Source organism: Chelatococcus sp. YT9, assembly GCF_018398315.1.
GTDB lineage: Bacteria > Pseudomonadota > Alphaproteobacteria > Rhizobiales > Beijerinckiaceae > Chelatococcus.
On sequence record NZ_JAHBRW010000002.1, the window covers coordinates 1,942,270 to 1,958,666 of the forward strand.

General features: G+C 61.8%; 14 protein-coding genes. 9 read left to right on the forward strand and 5 right to left on the reverse strand.

Going from position 1 to position 16,397, the window contains the following annotated elements; all coding sequences use genetic code 11:
* Nucleotides 1-3: 3 nt before the first annotated feature.
* Nucleotides 4-894 (reverse strand): isocitrate lyase/PEP mutase family protein, encoded by an 891-nt coding sequence (locus KIO76_RS28770; protein WP_213326980.1) that lies wholly within the window; start codon nt 892-894, stop codon nt 4-6.
* A gap of 196 nt (nt 895-1,090) precedes the next feature.
* Here KIO76_RS28770 and KIO76_RS28775 point away from each other — a divergent pair, with 196 nt between their 5' ends.
* Nucleotides 1,091-1,831, forward strand: coding sequence for a GntR family transcriptional regulator (locus KIO76_RS28775; RefSeq protein WP_249730074.1), 741 nt, complete (start codon nt 1,091-1,093; stop codon nt 1,829-1,831).
* A 264-nt stretch (nt 1,832-2,095) separates the two neighbouring features.
* On the opposite strand, the gene KIO76_RS28780 is transcribed toward KIO76_RS28775, so the two are convergent.
* Nucleotides 2,096-3,433, reverse strand: a complete 1,338-nt coding sequence (locus tag KIO76_RS28780) for an MFS transporter (protein WP_213326981.1) — start codon at nt 3,431-3,433, stop codon at nt 2,096-2,098.
* A 132-nt stretch (nt 3,434-3,565) separates the two neighbouring features.
* Nucleotides 3,566-4,843 (reverse strand): L-fuconate dehydratase, encoded by a 1,278-nt coding sequence (locus KIO76_RS28785; protein ID WP_213326982.1) that lies wholly within the window; start codon nt 4,841-4,843, stop codon nt 3,566-3,568.
* 192 nt (nt 4,844-5,035) lie between these two features.
* Between KIO76_RS28785 and KIO76_RS28790 the strand changes: the two genes are divergently transcribed.
* Nucleotides 5,036-5,860: an IclR family transcriptional regulator gene (locus tag KIO76_RS28790; RefSeq protein WP_213326983.1), complete on the forward strand. Its 825-nt coding sequence runs from the start codon at nt 5,036-5,038 to the stop codon at nt 5,858-5,860.
* A 93-nt stretch (nt 5,861-5,953) separates the two neighbouring features.
* Here the strand turns inward: KIO76_RS28790 and KIO76_RS28795 are convergent, their stop codons facing one another.
* Together KIO76_RS28795 and KIO76_RS28800 are read right to left on the reverse strand one after the other, a co-directional pair.
* The gene (locus KIO76_RS28795; protein ID WP_213326984.1) at nt 5,954-6,343 is read right to left on the reverse strand and encodes a RidA family protein; all 390 of its coding nucleotides are present in this window, start codon (nt 6,341-6,343) and stop codon (nt 5,954-5,956) included.
* A 111-nt stretch (nt 6,344-6,454) separates the two neighbouring features.
* Entirely contained in the window at nt 6,455-7,240 is a 786-nt protein-coding gene (locus KIO76_RS28800) for an IclR family transcriptional regulator (protein WP_213326985.1), read from the reverse strand.
* Nucleotides 7,241-7,704: 464 nt separating this feature from the next.
* On the opposite strand from KIO76_RS28800, the gene KIO76_RS28805 reads away from it, so the two are divergent.
* From KIO76_RS28805 to KIO76_RS28835, 7 genes are read left to right on the forward strand one after another with little or no spacing between them, the layout of a single operon-like run.
* Nucleotides 7,705-9,591 carry an ABC transporter permease gene (locus tag KIO76_RS28805; protein WP_213326986.1) on the forward strand — a complete coding sequence of 629 codons (1,887 nt, stop codon included), beginning with the start codon at nt 7,705-7,707 and terminating at the stop codon, nt 9,589-9,591.
* A complete protein-coding gene (locus KIO76_RS28810) occupies nt 9,591-10,364 on the forward strand; it encodes an ABC transporter ATP-binding protein (RefSeq protein ID WP_213326987.1) in 774 nt (257 codons plus the stop codon). The genes KIO76_RS28805 and KIO76_RS28810 overlap by 1 nt, the downstream gene beginning before the upstream one ends.
* 5 nt (nt 10,365-10,369) lie before the next feature.
* Nucleotides 10,370-11,071 (forward strand): ABC transporter ATP-binding protein, encoded by a 702-nt coding sequence (locus KIO76_RS28815; protein WP_213327164.1) that lies wholly within the window; start codon nt 10,370-10,372, stop codon nt 11,069-11,071.
* Nucleotides 11,072-11,116: 45 nt separating this feature from the next.
* Entirely contained in the window at nt 11,117-13,183 is a 2,067-nt protein-coding gene (locus tag KIO76_RS28820) for a hydantoinase/oxoprolinase family protein (protein ID WP_213326988.1), read from the forward strand.
* Nucleotides 13,176-13,967 (forward strand): SDR family NAD(P)-dependent oxidoreductase, encoded by a 792-nt coding sequence (locus KIO76_RS28825; RefSeq protein WP_213326989.1) that lies wholly within the window; start codon nt 13,176-13,178, stop codon nt 13,965-13,967. The genes KIO76_RS28820 and KIO76_RS28825 overlap by 8 nt, the downstream gene beginning before the upstream one ends.
* A 10-nt stretch (nt 13,968-13,977) precedes the next feature.
* Nucleotides 13,978-15,789, forward strand: coding sequence for a hydantoinase B/oxoprolinase family protein (locus tag KIO76_RS28830; protein ID WP_213326990.1), 1,812 nt, complete (start codon nt 13,978-13,980; stop codon nt 15,787-15,789).
* A gap of 41 nt (nt 15,790-15,830) precedes the next feature.
* Complete coding sequence (locus tag KIO76_RS28835) at nt 15,831-16,346, forward strand: OsmC family protein (RefSeq protein WP_213326991.1); 516 nt, start codon at nt 15,831-15,833, stop codon at nt 16,344-16,346.
* Nucleotides 16,347-16,397 lie beyond the last annotated feature (51 nt).

Below are 16,397 nucleotides of genomic sequence, written 5' to 3' on the forward strand. Positions count from 1 at the left end.
TGCTCATCGCGTTGTGCCGGGATCATCCACATAGCGCTTTTCAAGACCGTCCCAATAGGACTTGCGCACCACGTTCTGCCGATCCTCAAAAGTCGCCAGCCGATGAAGCAGTGTCTCTACACCCCCTTCCGTGCGAATTCCTGATAAAACATCGCGAATAGCCACGATCGAAGCCTGGAGCGCCGCGTTGGCATAAAGAACGAGCGAAAACCCGATGTCCCTCAACGCGGCTTGAGAGAGAAGCGGCGTTTTGCCGCCAATCACCAGGTTGATGACTTGAGGGGCCGGGAGGCGTTTCACGATCTCCCGCAGCTGGGCCTCGCTTGTCGGGGCCTCGACGAATGTAATATCAGCGCCCGCCTCGATATAGGCTGCGGCTCGGTCCAGCGCTGCCTCGAGACCTTCAACGGCATAGGCGTCCGTTCTCGCGATAATCAGGAGGTCTTCCGTCGACCGGCTATCGACCGCCGCCTTGACCTTTTCACACATCTCGGCCTGCGGAATGACGGATTTGCCCGCGAAATGTCCGCAGCGCTTCGGAAACTCCTGGTCCTCGATCTGCAGGGCATTGGCCCCGGCGCGCTCAAGCAAGCGGACCGTTCGGATCATGTTCAAGGGATTGCCGAAGCCCGTGTCGGCGTCAACGATGAGCGGCAGATCACAACAGTCGGAAATGGCCGCTACCGTATTCGCGACCTCCGTCACAGTCGTAAGGCCGATGTCGGGTACCCCGTAGCCGGTATTGGCAATGCCGGCTCCCGTGACATAGACGGTTTCGTATCCAAGATCCTCCGCGATCCGCGCCGTGAGCGCGTTGGCAGCGCCAGGCGCGAGCAACGCCCGGCGTTCCTCCACGGCCCCGCGAAGTCTTCTTCCACGTTCAAGATGCGTCATGCGCCTGTCGCCTGTGCCTAATCACCATTCCAGGTCAACTTTCTGAACCATCGGACATTTTGTCAACAAATTTGCCTAGCATGCCGCTTTCTCTCGGGAATTTGTGCCATGCCACGCATTTCTGTCGACAGTAATGCTTGTCAGCCTTCGGCTGCTGATTGTCGACATCTCATTGGCGTTCCCCTAAATTCCCGGCATGGACGACACTGTGGGCAGCATGTTTTCGGACGACGCGGATGACGACGGGCAAACATTATCAGATCGGGCCTTCCGCCAGATCAGTGACGCAATCGTGCGCGGCGAGATCGAGCCTGGAGCAAAGCTGAGCGAGCCTGATTTATCGCGCCGTCTCGGCGTCAGTCGCGGGCCCCTGCGCGAGGCGATCAGACGCTTGGAAGAGCGACGCCTCGTGACCCGCTCACCGCGCCTCGGAGCTCGCGTCGTCGTCATCACCCCAGAGATGATCAGCGAAACTTTCGCCATCCGTGAAGTTCTCGAGGGCCTGGCGGCACGCGAGGCGGCGGCGCGGATCACAGACGTCCAGGTGGACGAGCTCTACGCCATGCTCCAGACGCACGAAGTACAGCTCGATCTGGATTCAAGAGCCTATGTTCAGAACGGCGCCGACGAGGACTTCCATTTCGCGATCGTGCGCTATAGTGGGAGCGCGAGCCTTTTTCATCTCTTATGCGATGAATACTACCAGTTGATCCGTCTTTACCGGTATCAGCACGCTATCGTAAGCGGACGCGCGCAGCGTGCGTTCATCGAGCACCAGCGTATCGCAGCCGCGATTGCTGACCGTGATGCGGATTTGGCGGAGATGTTGATGCGCAGGCATATCCAGGCTTCGCGTGCCAACATGGAGAAGGCTCTCGCGGCTCGTGCGGAACACGTTGGAGACAAAGCTTCGACACCACGACGGCGCAAGAGCTAATCTCAAGTGAGACACCTGCGGTGCAGTCTTCAGGCCGCGGGGCTCGCCGACCGAGCCATCAAGCCGCCAGCGAGGGGATGCGTCCGGGCGCTTCGGACCGATGTCGGCACGCCGATCCTGTGCTAACCGAACACTCTGTCGAGACCATATGTGTCGCGCCGCATCACAGACCTGTGACGCGGCGCGCGGATTTCAAACGGATCCCAAGGAGGAAGACCAGTTCCTCCCGGTCGCTTTGCGAACCCGTGAGGGCTCACGTGCCGCTCATCGGCGAGAGGCGGCAAGTAATGGCAGCGGCTCGGCCCGGCCCACGATAAAAGCATAGGAAAATGCGCCGAGAACCGCGAAGCCCGCCGCCACCGCAAAGGACGGCGTGTAGTCTCCATGGAACTTGTCGAGCAGGAATCCAAACATGAACGGGCTGACGATGCCGGCGATATTGGACGCGAAGTTCTGGATACCACCGATCGAGGCGACGTGGTGTGAGCTCGGCGCCACATCGGCCGGCAGCGACCAGATGCCGGTCGCGGCGACGGCGAGGCTGCTGTAGGAAATGGCGAGGAAGAACAGCGCCATATAGATCGAAGACGCAAAGGCAGCGGGCAGGATGGCCGCCCCGCCCAGCAGTCCGCCCACCATCACGACCTTGCGCACCACGGTGACATTGGCGCCGCCCCGGATGAGACGGTCGGCGTAGGCGCCGGCCGCCCATGCCGCCACGACCGCTGCAAGCCCGGGTAGCATGCCGAGCGTGCCGAGCTGTGCCAGATTGAGACCTCGGGCGTTCTTGAGATAGTCGGGGAACCAGGTCAGGAAGAAGTAGATGACGAAGTTCAGGCAGAAGAAGCCTAGCATCATCCCCCAGACCGTGCGGTAGCGGAACAATTGGGACCAGCGGATCTTGGCGGCCTCGCTGTCGTCGCTCGCCTCGCTCCGGCTGCCGTTCTCGGCGATATACTGGCGCTCAAGATCATTGGCAGATGAATGCTCGGTTGGATCGCGATAGTACCAATACCAGACGCCGGCCCAGATGAGACCAACCACACCCAGAACGACGAAGGAGTAGTGCCACGTGGTCAGGGCGATCAGGCTGGTCACGATCGGAAGCGACAGGACCGTCCCCACGCGCGAGCCGGAATCGATCACCGCCGTTGAGAATGCGCGCTCGCCGACCGGAAACCAGCGGGAAGCAGCCTTTGTGGCGCTCGGATAGGCCGGCGCCTCACCGGCGCCCAGCATGAAGCGGAAGGCGAAGAACCCCCAGAAGCTCTTGGCGAGCGGCGTCAACGCGGTGAAGATCGACCACCAGATCGCTGCGAGCGTGAAAGCCCGGCGCGATCCGACCTTGTCCGTGAACCAGCCGGCCAGCAGCATCATGCCGTCGTAGGCCCAGAAGAAAGCCCCCAGAATAAGGCCTTTTTCGGTGTTCGAGAGATTGAGCTGGAGCTCGGCGTCGATATAAGGCAGGGCCACGCTCATATTGGCCCTGTCGAGATAGTTGATGACAAGCCCAAAGAAACACAACGTCAATATGACGTAGCGAATCCGCGTGGCGCCGGCAGGCGCTTTGGCGCTGCCCCTGGCGGGTGCGACATGCTTCATGAGAAGCTCCCTTGAGTATTTCCTATGACCCTCGCCAGCTCTTGGTGACCGGCCCACGCCGGCCACCGCGATGTCTTGCAACGAGGGAATTCATTGTGCCTGCAAGCCAAAAAAACGGTCCGTCGGAAGCCGTCAGCCTCCGAAACGATAGTTCTCAAGGCTCTCAGGCTTCATCTCGATCGAAAACCCAGGCGCGCTCGGCGGCATATAGGCCGCATCGCGCACGACACACGGATCCTTGAAGTGCTCGTGCAGATGATCGACATATTCAATGACCCGCCCTTCGCGCGTGCCCGCGACACAGACGAAGTCGATCATCGACAAGTGTTGCACGTATTCACACAAGCCGACACCACCCGCGTGCGGACAAACGGGCAGGCCGTATTTGGCGGCCATCAGTAGAATGGCCAGAACTTCGTTCACGCCGCCGAGGCGGCACGAGTCGATCTGCACCACGTCGATCGCGCCGCGCATGATGAACTGCTTGAACATGATGCGGTTCTGGCACATCTCGCCGGTCGCCACCTTGACCGGGTCGACCCCTTCTCGAATTTTCCGGTGGCCCTCGATATCGTCGGGACTCGTTGGCTCCTCGATGAACCAGGGCTGAGCAAACGCCAGCTGGCGGACGTGCTCGATAGCCTCGCCTACCTCCCAGACCTGGTTGGCGTCAATCATCAATTGCCGGTCCGGCCCGATGACCTCCCGCGCGATGCGCAGGCGACGCTTGTCGTCCTCGATATCCCGGCCAACCTTTAGCTTCACATGGTTGAAGCCTTGGTCGACGGCCTCCTGGCACAATCGACGCAACTTCTCGTCATCATAGCCGAGCCAGCCGGCCGAAGTCGTGTAGCAGGGATAGCCTTCACGTTCGAGAACGGCGATCCGCTCCGCCTTCCCGGGTTCCTTCTCCCGAAGCATGGCCAAGGCCTCGTCAGGCGTAATGCAATCCGTAAGGTAGCGGAAATCAATGGTCCGGACGAACTCCTCCGGCGTCATATCGGCAACGAGGCGCCACACCGGCTTGCCCGCCATCTTGGCGATGAGGTCCCACATGGCATTGACGACAGCCCCAGTGGCGAGATGGATAGCCCCCTTGTCCGGGCCGATCCAGCGCAGCTGACTGTCGGATGTGACATGCCGCCAGAAAGAACCGAGGTCCGCCTGCACATCCTCGAGCGACAGTCCAACGACGAGATGCGCCATGGCCTTAATCGCGGCGCAGCAAATTTCGTTACCCCGGCCGATGGTGAACGTCAGTCCATGGCCCTCGAGGTCAGGACGGTCCGTCTTCAGAATAACGTAGGCCGCGGAATAGTCCGGATCGGGATTCATGGCATCCGATCCATCGAGGTGCTGGGAAGTCGGAAAGCGAAGATCAAGCACCTTGAGGTCGACGATCTTGGTCATGACGATTCTCCGATACGGCGCCGGAGTGCGCCGATCACGCACGCAAAGCAAGGCTCCCGACCATCATCAGCTAGGCCAAACAGGCCATATCGCGCTCATGAGAATGCGCTTCTCGTTTAGGTACACGGTACCGCCTCCCTTACAAGCACGCATCATCGTCGTTGACGGACCAAATATGAACATTATATTCATATGTCAATAAACGACCGCGCCTACGACGTGCGAGGGGGGACCGGGTTGACAAGCGCCATCGACGATTCCAGCAAGACGATGAGCCGTGAGGAGCTCTATCGCGCACCGGCGCTCGACAAGGGCCTCGATATTCTGGAACTGCTGGCCTCGCGCTCCGATGCGCTGACCCGAGCGGAAATCGTCAAGGAGCTGGGTCGCGGCGCGAGCGAGATCTACCGGATGCTCGAGCGGCTGGTCGCCCGGGGATACGTCTACCGATCAGTTGAGGGAGATCGGTTCTCACTGAGTATGAAACTCTTCGTGCTTGGCCAGCACCATCCGCCTCTGCGGCGCCTCACGTCACGCGCGGCTCCCATGATGGATGCGTTCGCGCTGGAGGCCGGCCAGTCCTGCCATCTTGTGGTGCGAGAGCGCGACGCCGCCGTCGTCGTAGCCAATGCAGCCGCGTCGGGTGACTGGGTATTCACCGTCCGTGTCGGCACTCCGATCGATCTGCTGGCGACGAGTTCAGGCCAACTTTTCCTCGCCTTCCAGGACCACCAGTCCCGATCGGAGCTTGTTGCGCATTGGAGGGGCACGGAAAGAGAAGACGCCTTCCGCAAGCTCGAACCGCTGTTGAGCGACTATCACGAGGCGGGTTATCGCATCGACAAGAGCCAGCAGATATTCGGCGTGAGTGACATCAGCGTGCCCATCCTTTCGTCGGAGGGTCATGCGATTGCAATACTGACTTGTCCCTACATCCAGAGGATGGGCGAGCAGCCTGCCGATATGCAGCGCACACTCGCAATGCTGCAGGGCGTCGCCCGCGAGCTCAGCGTATAGAGAATTGGCGGAAAGGCGGGGCACGCCCAGCCGCATCCTCCCCGTACATTCACGCCGCGCTCGCCGGCAATCATAGGCACAACTGCGTCCGATTCAGGCGCCGCCCTGCCCCGCAGCGCAGAGCATGATCATCTCGACTTTGAGATCGGGGCTCGCCAGTCTGGCCTCGAAACACGCCCGGGCCGGAGGCGTGACGTCTGCGACCCACTCGTCCCACACGGCATTCACCGCGTCCTTGTCATTCATATCGGCGACGATGATCGCGACGAACAGGAGCTTGTCTTTGCCGCTGCCGATCTCGGCGAGCCTGCCCTCAGCCTTCGCGAACAGCTGGCGCGCCTGGTCTCCCGCGGGTAACGTACCGTCGTAAGGCGCCTGCGGCGTGACCGCGAAATACCCGACGCCATTATGGGTCACGGCGATGCTCGCCCGTGCGCCGACGCCGAAATGCTGAACAAGATTGGATATATCGCTCGTCGTCATCGTCTTCCTCTCTCAGCAGGCTGACGCCCGGCGCCTGCCTGCAGCGCCCTCGTAGCTCAGGAACGAGCCGGTCTCAAGCTTCACAGGGCGAGACCGATTAGGCCGTCCGGTTCAAGGAGCGCGATTGCCATGGCCAAGTTTGCCGGACAGCTCCCGCGCGCCTTCAACGACGATCTTGGCCAGCCTCATTTGCTGCTCCTCATCAAAGCGATATTTAGGAATTGCGATATTGAGGACCGTGGCAACCTTGCCGTTGAAATCATAGGCCGCCGCTGCGACGCCGCAGGATTCGAGTTCGTTCTCCTCGAAATTGAGCGCATAGCCGCTGTGCCGTATCCGGGCGATTTCAGCCGCCATCCTCTCGGGATCGACAATCGTATACTCGGTAAAGCGCTCAAGCGGCGCCGCCAGAATGGGGCGCACCTCACTGTCGGGAAGAAACGCCAGGAAGATTTTACCAACCGCTGTGGAGTGAGCAGGCACCGCCTTGCCGCGCCATGTGTAGTGCACAACGGTTCGCGTTCCCAGGACCTGCTCCACCATGACCGCTTCCTGCCCGTTCCAGAGGGCAAGACTGACCGTCTCGCCTGTCGTATTGGCGATACGCTCCAGCACCGGCCGGCCTATGGCGATAACATCCATCGCGCCGAGCATGGGCCCGGCGAGCGCGACGACCCCAAGCCCGAGACTGATCCGGCCGTGGGTAGCGTCGCGCTGAATGAAATGATGATTTTCGAGGGTCCGGAGAAGACGCGAGACCGTGCTCTTGTGCAGGCCGATGCGCCGCGCGAGTTCGTTGACGCCCAGCGGTTCGGCACTCGTCGCGAGCGTTTTCAACACGGCCAAGGCATGATCGACCGCCGCGATGCTTTGGAATCCCCCCTGCCTCTCCGCCACCCTTCGATCCAAGCTGCCCTCCATTAATGCCTCTCGCTTTTTGCATGGCAGCGCGAAAGTCACGTTGACAATCATTTTAGCTCTAGTTTAGATTTGTTGAAGACGCAACAGTGTTGCGAGTGTCGCAACACCTAAGAATACTGCTGCAGCATCGAATGATCTGCAAGTAGATGAGCGCAGACGGGAACGATATTTCATTCGCTGTTCATTCGGATAAAGAAATCCGACGTATTCTTTTAGCGTACACAGTCAATATCCGATCTTCCGGAATATTGTGATCTGGTGAATTGGTTTGAATTCTAGGTGGATTTTCGTGTCGTCGCGCCGACGGAATTTTTTACACCCATACCGCGTTTGAGGCGAACTTATAAAGATACCATCGGCGTGAACTGACGGTCTTTGGGACCAAGCAACCAGACCACGGCGTGTGACAACCAGCCAGCCGACGAGAGAGATAACACCCGATGGATCTCTTATTGCAGGTAATCACCAACGGGTTAACTGTGGGCGGGACCTATGCGCTGGGTGCGATCGGTGTATCCCTTGTATTCGGCGTCCTGAATATTATCAACTTTGGGCAAGGCGCTTCCTATACGGTCGCGGCGTACATTGCGATGATCCTCATGGTCAGCGCGGGGGCTCCCGTTGTCCTCGCATTTGCCGGTGGCATCATCGCGGCTTTTGTTGTCGGCTGGATTGTCGAGCGCATCGCCGTGAGGCCCCTCAGGGACCAGCCATTGCTGATGTCGCTGATTACGACTATGGGCCTCGGGCTCATTATCGAAAACCTGGCCCATTTCATCTTTGGTCCGCAAACGCAGCCGCTTTCTCCGACCCTCACCGCGGATGTGTTCCAGCTTGGCATGATCACGGTGAGCACATGGGAACTCGTGACGCTCGCGGTGGTCGTCGCAGCCATCGCTTGCCTGCACTATGTGCTGCATCACACGGACTTCGGTACGGCGGTGCGTGCGGTCGCCGAGGACAGGCGCGCCGCGCAGCTCCTTGGCATTGATGTCGATCGCCTGATCGTGGTGTCCTTCTGCATTGCCTCCGCGATGGGGGGCGCAGCGGGTGTGCTCGGCGCAGCACTTTACAATTCGATCTATCCTACCATGGGTTCGCTCAGCATGACGAAGGCCTTCGCGGCCTCCGTGCTCGGTGGGATGGAGCAGATCGCGGGAGCCATCGTCGGCGGTCTCCTGCTCGGGATAGCTGAATCCGTCACGAGCGTCTATTTCTCCTCAGCCTGGCGCGACGCCATCGCCTTCGGTCTTCTCGTCGCCGTGCTGGTCGTCAAGCCGACGGGGTTGCTCGGTCGGCGCGGACTTGACAAGGTCGAGCGGACGAACCTCAGCATTTTCCCGCTTCCCCCCGTGCCTAAGCTTGATCTGCGGCAGCCCCTGCTGGTGCTGCCCATTGTCATTGCAGCTGCATTACCCCTGGTCGTCACGGACGCGTATTACCTGCGCGTTCTCACCATCATGGCAATGTCCGGCACGATCGCCCTCAGTCTTAACCTCATCGCGGGCTTTGCCGGGCTCATTTCCCTAGGGCACGCTGCCTTCTATGGCTTCGGCGCCTACGCAACCGCCATCCTGAGCACAAGGTATGGCGTGCCGACCTGGATCAGCATGGGCCTTGCCATTGCCGCCACTGGGGTCTTCGGGGCCCTGTTCGCCTGGCCAATGATGCGCCTGCGTGGTCACTACGTCGCCATGGGAACTTTCGGCTTGTCCGGTGTTGTCTGGATGGTCATGCTGAACTGGATAGACCTCACCCGCGGCCCGATGGGTATTCGTGCCATTCCCGCGCCGAGCTTCTTCGGAAACGAGCTGCGAGGCGTAGGATTTTACTATCTTATACTGGTAATTCTGATCATCTCGACCCTGGTGGTTCTCGCACTGCTCAATTCACCGTTCGGCCGCGCCCTGCGTGCCATGCGTGACGACGAACTGGGAATGGCAAGTGTTGGTGTCGACCCACGCGTCGTGAAGGCGAAAGTGTTCATCGTTTCGGCGGCGATCGCTGGCGCAGCCGGCGCATTCTGGGCGCATTACATCAGCTTCATCAGCCCGGACAGCTTCACCCCCGTCGTCTCCATCTCGTACCTCGCGATGGTTGTGCTGGGCGGCCTCGGCAGCGTGCCAGGCGCCATCTTCGGCGGGGCTGTCCTTGCCGCACTTCCCGAGCTCCTACGCTTCGCTTCCGAATACAGGCTCGCGATTTACGGACTGATCATGGTCCTCATCATCCTTTTCCGGCCGCAGGGCCTCCTCGGCCGGCGTCACGGCACGCCCAAACGCAAGGCGCCCATGGCACGCAGCGCAGTCGTGAAGGAGGTCGGTTGATGGAAAACGCCCTCCTCGCGGTCACCGATCTGAGCCGGCGCTTTGGTGGGCTGACCGCAGTCGATGGCTTGAGCTTTCACGTCAATGACGGCGAAATCGTCAGCATCATCGGCCCCAACGGCGCCGGCAAGACAACCGCGTTCAATCTCATCACCTGCATCTATCCGCCCTCCGCAGGCGCGATTTCCTTCGATGGTTCGAGCCTTGTCGGACTCCCGCTGCATCGCATCGCCGCAGCCGGCATAGGCCGAACGTTCCAGAACCTTCGCGTGTTCGCCAATCTGACCGCACGTGAAAATGTACTCGTCGGCCTGACCCGGCAGGCGCGCGCCTCATTTCTGGAAACCCTGTTTCACGGCGGGCGCGTCCGTGCGGAGGAAAAGCAGCTTGCAGCGGAAGCAGATCGCCTGATCGCGCTGCTTGAGCTCGGGCCGGTGGCGGACCAGTTGGTGCGCAATCTCCCTTACGGCGACCAGCGGCGCGTCGAGATCGCCCGTGCCCTGGCTACCAATCCCCGAATCCTTCTCCTCGACGAACCCGCCGCCGGGATGACACCGCCGGAAATCGAAGACCTGAACCTGCTCATCAGACGTCTGCGGGACGAACTCGGAAAGACCGTGCTCATGGTCGAGCATCACATGAGCCTGGTGATGGAGATCTCGGATCGCATCATCGTCATGGATCAGGGGCGCAAGATCGCCGAAGGCACGCCGGACGAGGTGCGCAGCAATCCGCTCGTCATCAGCGCCTATCTCGGATCGGGAGTAGTCTAGCGATGTTGCTCGAAACGCGCGATCTCCACGTCTCCTACGGGCCCATCGTTGCCGTCCGCGGTGTGTCTCTCGCCATTCCCCAGGGCCACATCGTCTCGATCGTGGGCGCGAACGGCGCCGGCAAAAGCACGATTGTACGCGCCATCTCCGGCGAACTGACCCCCGCGCGCGGCGAGGTGGTCTATCGCGGCAGTTCCCTCACCGGTATGCCAGCCTTCCAGGTGGCGCGTCAGGGCATCGTGCAATGTCCCGAGGGGCGGCGCGTCTTTGCCGGCCTCTCGGTGATGGAAAACCTGCGTCTCGGCGCCTATGGGCGGGGACAACTCGCGCAAGCCACCAAGACCCTGGAGCGCATCTTCACGATCTTTCCACGGCTGAAGGAACGGCGGACGCAGACGGCCGGCACCCTGTCGGGCGGCGAACAGCAAATGCTCGCCATCGGCCGGGCGATGATGGCCGCGCCGGACATTCTGCTTCTCGATGAACCCTCCCTCGGCCTGGCACCGATCCTCGTGCAGGCGATGTTCGAAGCAATTCGCGCCATCAATGCTGGTGGCACCTCCGTCCTGCTCATCGAGCAGAACGCGTTCATGGCTCTCAACGTCGCGCATTACGCCTATGTGCTCAGAACCGGGACAGTCGTCGCCGAGGGCCCGGGCACCGACCTTCTCAAGGATGAAGACACCATCCGTGCGTACCTCGGCTGACATTCCGATCCGAACGTCCGCACAAAACTGGAAATGACACGACAGATGGACACGACCCTTTCGATAGCGATCGACGTCGGCGGAACCTTCACCGATGTCGTGGGTATGACGGACGGCGGCGAGATGACCCTGATCAAGGTTCCGAGCACGCCTGCCAATCCCTCCCTTGGTGTTGTCGACGGCATGACGCGCCTGCTCGGTGGAACAGCCCTCACGCCCGCCAACGTCACGCGTTTCATTCATGGCACCACCGTCGCAACCAATGCGGTCGTGGAACAGAAAGGCGCCGTGACCGGACTTCTCACCACCGAAGGCTTCGAGGACGTGCTGGTCATCGGGCGTCAGAAGCGCTCCGAACTCTATAACCTCTTCATAGACGCCGAAACGCCAGGCTTTCTCGCGCCACGTCGGCGGCGCATCGGCATCCGCGAACGCATTGCGGCCGATGGCTCCATCCTCAAGCCACTTGATGAGGACGGCGTACGCGCCGCCGTGCGCGAGCTGGTTGAAAGCCAGGGCGCCGAGGTCATCTCGGTCTGCTACCTGTTCTCGTTTCTTCATCCCGCCCATGAATTGCGGACGAAGGCCATCATCAACGAGATGTATCCGCATCTGCCGGTTTCGCTGTCGTCGGCCATCGACCCTACCTTCCGCGAATACGAGCGAACACTGGTGACGACTTTCGACGCCTATGTCCGCCCGAAGGTCGCCAACTACATCGATGCATTGGAAGGCAAGCTCACTGAGACGGGCGTGCCGGCGCGACTTGAAATCATGCAATCCCGCGGCGGCATCGCGGCCGCACGCACGGCGGTCGAGCGACCGGTCAGCCTGCTGCGCTCGGGCCCGGCCGCCGGCGTCGTCGCCGCGCAGATGGTGGGAGAGCTGTGCGGTGAAAAGAACCTGATCTCCAACGACATCGGCGGCACGACGGCCGACATCGGCCTCGTCGTCGACGGCAAGCCGCTGACCTCGGCAGAAGGCAAGGTGCTTAAATACCCGCTACGTATCCCCATGCTCGATGTCGTCTCGATCGGCGCCGGCGGCGGCAGCATCGCCTGGCTCGACGAAGCGTCCAGCCTGCATGTCGGGCCGCAGAGTGCGGGCTCCGTGCCCGGGCCGGCCTGCTATGGCCAGGGCGGCACGGAGCCGACCGTAACCGATGCCTCGATCGTGCTCGGCTATCTCAATGCGGACTACTTCGCGGGCGGCCATGTCAAGCTCGACTCCTCCGCTTCCCACCGGGTCATCGAGACCATGGGCGCGCGCCTCGGCATGAGCAAGGTGCGCGTCGCGCATGGTATCCATACCATCCTCAACAACCGCATGGCCGACGAGATCCGCCTGCTCACCATCGCGCGCGGCTATGATCCGCGCGAATTCGCCCTGATCGTTTTGGGCGGCGCGGGCCCTCTGCATGGCAGCGCGCTGGCGCGTGCATTGCGCATCCCCCGCGTCATCGTTCCGTTCGCCCCGGGCGTTCTCTCCGCATTCGGGCTCCTCGTGTCCGACATCGAGCACGATCATACCGCGTCGTTCCGCCAGCCGGCGACGGGGCTCCCCTTCACGGAGCTGGCCGAAGCGTTCGACAGGCTGGACCGTGCCGGGCGGGAGCGCATGAGGCAGGAAAACATCGCCGACGCACGCGTGGGCGTGCGCCGTTATGCCGAGATGCGCTACGTGGGCCAGTCCTACGAGCTGGAGATCCCGATCACAGCAAGTTTCGACGACGCGTTGATCGACGGCCTCATCGCGGCCTTCCACGAACATCACGAGCGGGTCTATCGGCAACGCAATCCCGCGGCCGCGGTCGAATTCGTCAATCTGCGCACTGTGCATTTCGCAACGGTTCCCAAAATCCGCCTCGAGCCCCCGAAGCCCGGCCCGTCTTGGGAGAAGGCACAGCGCGGCGTCCGCGCGGTCTACCTCAGCGATCAGGATCGCCACGTCGACATCCCGGTCTATCGTCGCGATCAGCTACCGATAGGCGTCAGGCAGGCAGGGCCGTTCATCGTCGAACAGCTGGATAGCACCACAGTCGTGCTGCCGGGTGAAACCGCCTTGGTCGAGCCCAACGGCAATATCATCGTGGAGATGCCGACCGATGCGTGATCCGACGCCAGAACCTTGGACGCTCGGGCCGGTGGTGGTCACCGGTGGCACGGGCCACGTGGGTCTTGCGATAGCGGAAGCCTTCGTGGCGGCTGGCGCGACGACCATTGCCATCGGCTCGACCGAGGCCCGCGCCACGGCCGCGGGCGCGCGCCTCGCTTCCCTTGGCGATGGTCATGGCCTCGCAGCCGATATGGGCGATCCGACCACCGTCAGCCGGGTGCTCGACGACATCACCCAACGCTTCGGCACTCCGGCTGTGCTCGTCAACGGCGCCGGCATCAACTTTAACCGCATGATCCGCGACATAACGGAGGCCGAGTTCGACCGCCTCTTCCGGGTCAACGTCAAGGCGATGCTCTTCACCAGCCGCGATGCCTGCGAGCGCATGGCGAAGGCCGGCATCCCCGGTCGCGTCGTCAACATCACCTCCGGCAACTATCGCTACGCCCGGCCCGACGCGGCGCTCTACAGCGCGACCAAGGCGGCCATGGAGATGCTGACCCGGGGGCTGGCGCTGGAATACGGTGCTTTCGGCATTGCCATCAACGCAGTCGCTCCGGGGCTGGTCGATCGGCCGGGCTTCACCGATCCGGCCTTTCTGAGGGTCGCGGACTACTATCGCAGCCAGAGTGCCAACCACGTCTTGGCGACGCCCGAAGCCGTCGCCGGCGCCGTGATGTTCCTTGCTTCCGCGGGCGCCGCGGCTATCGCCGGCGACACCATCGTCATCGACGGCGGCTTCTCCGCCGGCCGACTAGACTTCCCGCGCCGCTCATCCTGAAGGATCCGTGATGATGCTCAACAAGACCGAAGCTCGCGGCGACAGCCTGACCGTCGATCCCATCACCCTGGAGGTGATCCGCAACCGCCTCGATGTCGTCGCCGCGGAGATGGAGGGCACGCTGATCCGCAGCGCCTTTTCAGTCGTTCTGAAGGAGGGAGCCGACTGCTCCTGCGCGTTGTTCACCGTGAGCGGCGACACCATGGCCCAGTCGGTCGCGCTACCGCAGCACCTCGGGGTGCTGGCCGCCACAGTGAAGTCGCTGCTGCGCGCCTTTCCTCCGGAGACGATGGAGGAAGGCGACGTCTACATCATGAACGATCCCTACGATGGCGGCACGCATCTGCCTGACATCACCGCGCTGACGCCGGTATTTTCATCAGGACGCTGCGTCGCGATGGCGGCCTCCATGGCCCACCATTCCGATCTCGGCGGCATGGCGATCGGCAGCCTGCCACCGGACGCCACGGAGCTCTTCCAGGAAGGTATCGTCCTGCCACCAATCAAGCTGATCGCGCGCGGCGTATTCGACGAGCAGATCCGCGGCATTCTCTTGAAGAACGTGCGCATGCCGGCCTTCCTGGAAGCAGACCTCGGCGCGCAGTTCGCCTCGATCAAGATCGGTGCAGCGCGGTTCGCCGAAATTTGCGAGGAGTTCGGCGAGGACACCGTGCTCGCCTATATCGATGAACTGATGGACCGCTCGGAAGCACTCACTCGCGCTCGCATCGCCGAGATCCCCGACGGGAGTTATACCTTCATCGACTATATCGACAACGACGGCATCGTGCTCGACAAGCGTGTCAAGATCCAAGCGACCTTGACCATCAAGGGCTCCGACATCCATGTCGACTTCACAGGCACGGATCCACAGGTGGCTGGCGCCGCCAATGCCGCCTTCTCCCATGCCGCCTGCGTCACCTATTACTGCGTGCGCTGCATCACCGACCCGCGCCTGCCCAACAATGCCGGCTGCTTCCGCCCGATCAGCGTGAGCCTGCCGGCTGGTACCCTGGTCAATCCGCGCCATCCGGCGCCGGTCAACGCCCGTACCATGACAGTGTGCCGCATGACGGATGTCATCTTCGGCTGCCTCGCGCAGGCAGCGCCGGAACGGGTCCGGGCCTCTTCCAGCGGCATGCAGGGCGTCAGCTTCTCCGGACGTCGTGCCTCCGACGGCCGCGCCTATGTCTATCTGGAACTCTTCTGCGGTGGCATGGGCGCGCGACCGACGAAGGACGGCGTGGATTATATCGAGACTGACATCACCAACATGATGAATGCGCCGACCGAGGCGGTGGAGCTCGAATATCCGCTGCGCATCCATTCAATGCGGTTGAAGACCGACTCCGGCGGTGCGGGCCTCCATCGCGGAGGCCTCGGCATGCGCAAGGTCTTCGAGGTGGTCGAAGGCCCGCTCGAGGTCACCCATCGCGGTGATCGCCATTTCTCACGCCCCTGGGGTCTGAAGGGCGGCAGGCCCGCCATGCCCTGGTCTTCGGTCATCAAGCGCACCGACGGCAGTGAGCACAAGGTGCCCGCGCGTGAACGCTTCACGCTGCGCACCGGCGACATCCTGGTGTCGGACACGGCGGGCGGCGGCGGCTATGGCGATCCATTGAACCGCCCTGCCGCCCGCGTCGCCAATGATGTGGCCGAGGCGCAGATCTCCCTCCCCGCCGCGCGGACAGACTATGGCGTCGTCCTTGATGAGGCCCTCCACGTCGATGTTGCCGCGACCGAAGCGCTGCGGGCTCGCATGACGGCCGAACGCGGCGCCATCACCTGGACTTTTGATCGCGGCGAGGACGGTCGCGACTGACCAACACGGCAGTGACCACCAAGACACCACAGGAGCAACAGATGACCGACCTTTCCACCACGGCCGCAGCTGATATTCAGGTCAGCGAGCGCCTGCAGAGCATCCGCGTCAAGACCGACTATCTCGGCAATTACCAGAGCGTCAATCACGTACGCGACCTCCCTCCGATCTATGTCGATGAGCCGGTCGAGCTCGGCGGCAAGGACAGCGGCCCAACGCCGCTCGAAATGACCCTATGCGCGCTGAACTCCTGCACGGCCATGATCATGAACATCCTGCGCAAGGAGATGAAGTTCGAGATCACCGGCGTGCGCCTCGAAGCTGTCGCCCAACATGACGTTCGCCGTGCCGAGATGCGGCGCACCGGCAAGCTGTTCTCGCAGGTCGAGCCTATTGCTTACCACTATCACAAGATTGACCAGAAGGTTTTCATGAAGACGCCGGAGTCCGACGAGCGCCTTGCGAAGTTCCGCTCTGAGGTCGAGCGGCTTTGCCCCCTTTATCATCTTATGACTGATGCAAAGGTCAATATCGTCTCGGAATGGGTACGCGAATAGATCTGCATGAATTCGAGGAAGAACACAGTCGATATGTTCGAGATACGATAA

What these genes read in the sequence shown, in the direction of transcription:
- KIO76_RS28795 (WP_213326984.1), bottom strand. Translation starts at nt 6,343, where the DNA reads ATGACGACGAGCGATATATCCAATCTTGTTCAGCATTTCGGCGTCGGC.
- KIO76_RS28775 (WP_249730074.1), top strand. Translation starts at nt 1,091, where the DNA reads ATGGACGACACTGTGGGCAGCATGTTTTCGGACGACGCGGATGACGAC.
- KIO76_RS28830 (WP_213326990.1), top strand. Translation starts at nt 13,978, where the DNA reads ATGATGCTCAACAAGACCGAAGCTCGCGGCGACAGCCTGACCGTCGAT.
- KIO76_RS28835 (WP_213326991.1), top strand. Translation starts at nt 15,831, where the DNA reads ATGACCGACCTTTCCACCACGGCCGCAGCTGATATTCAGGTCAGCGAG.
- KIO76_RS28820 (WP_213326988.1), top strand. Translation starts at nt 11,117, where the DNA reads ATGGACACGACCCTTTCGATAGCGATCGACGTCGGCGGAACCTTCACC.
- KIO76_RS28790 (WP_213326983.1), top strand. Translation starts at nt 5,036, where the DNA reads ATGTCAATAAACGACCGCGCCTACGACGTGCGAGGGGGGACCGGGTTG.
- KIO76_RS28805 (WP_213326986.1), top strand. Translation starts at nt 7,705, where the DNA reads ATGGATCTCTTATTGCAGGTAATCACCAACGGGTTAACTGTGGGCGGG.
- KIO76_RS28810 (WP_213326987.1), top strand. Translation starts at nt 9,591, where the DNA reads ATGGAAAACGCCCTCCTCGCGGTCACCGATCTGAGCCGGCGCTTTGGT.
- KIO76_RS28780 (WP_213326981.1), bottom strand. Translation starts at nt 3,433, where the DNA reads ATGAAGCATGTCGCACCCGCCAGGGGCAGCGCCAAAGCGCCTGCCGGC.
- KIO76_RS28770 (WP_213326980.1), bottom strand. Translation starts at nt 894, where the DNA reads ATGACGCATCTTGAACGTGGAAGAAGACTTCGCGGGGCCGTGGAGGAA.
- KIO76_RS28825 (WP_213326989.1), top strand. Translation starts at nt 13,176, where the DNA reads ATGCGTGATCCGACGCCAGAACCTTGGACGCTCGGGCCGGTGGTGGTC.
- KIO76_RS28785 (WP_213326982.1), bottom strand. Translation starts at nt 4,843, where the DNA reads ATGACCAAGATCGTCGACCTCAAGGTGCTTGATCTTCGCTTTCCGACT.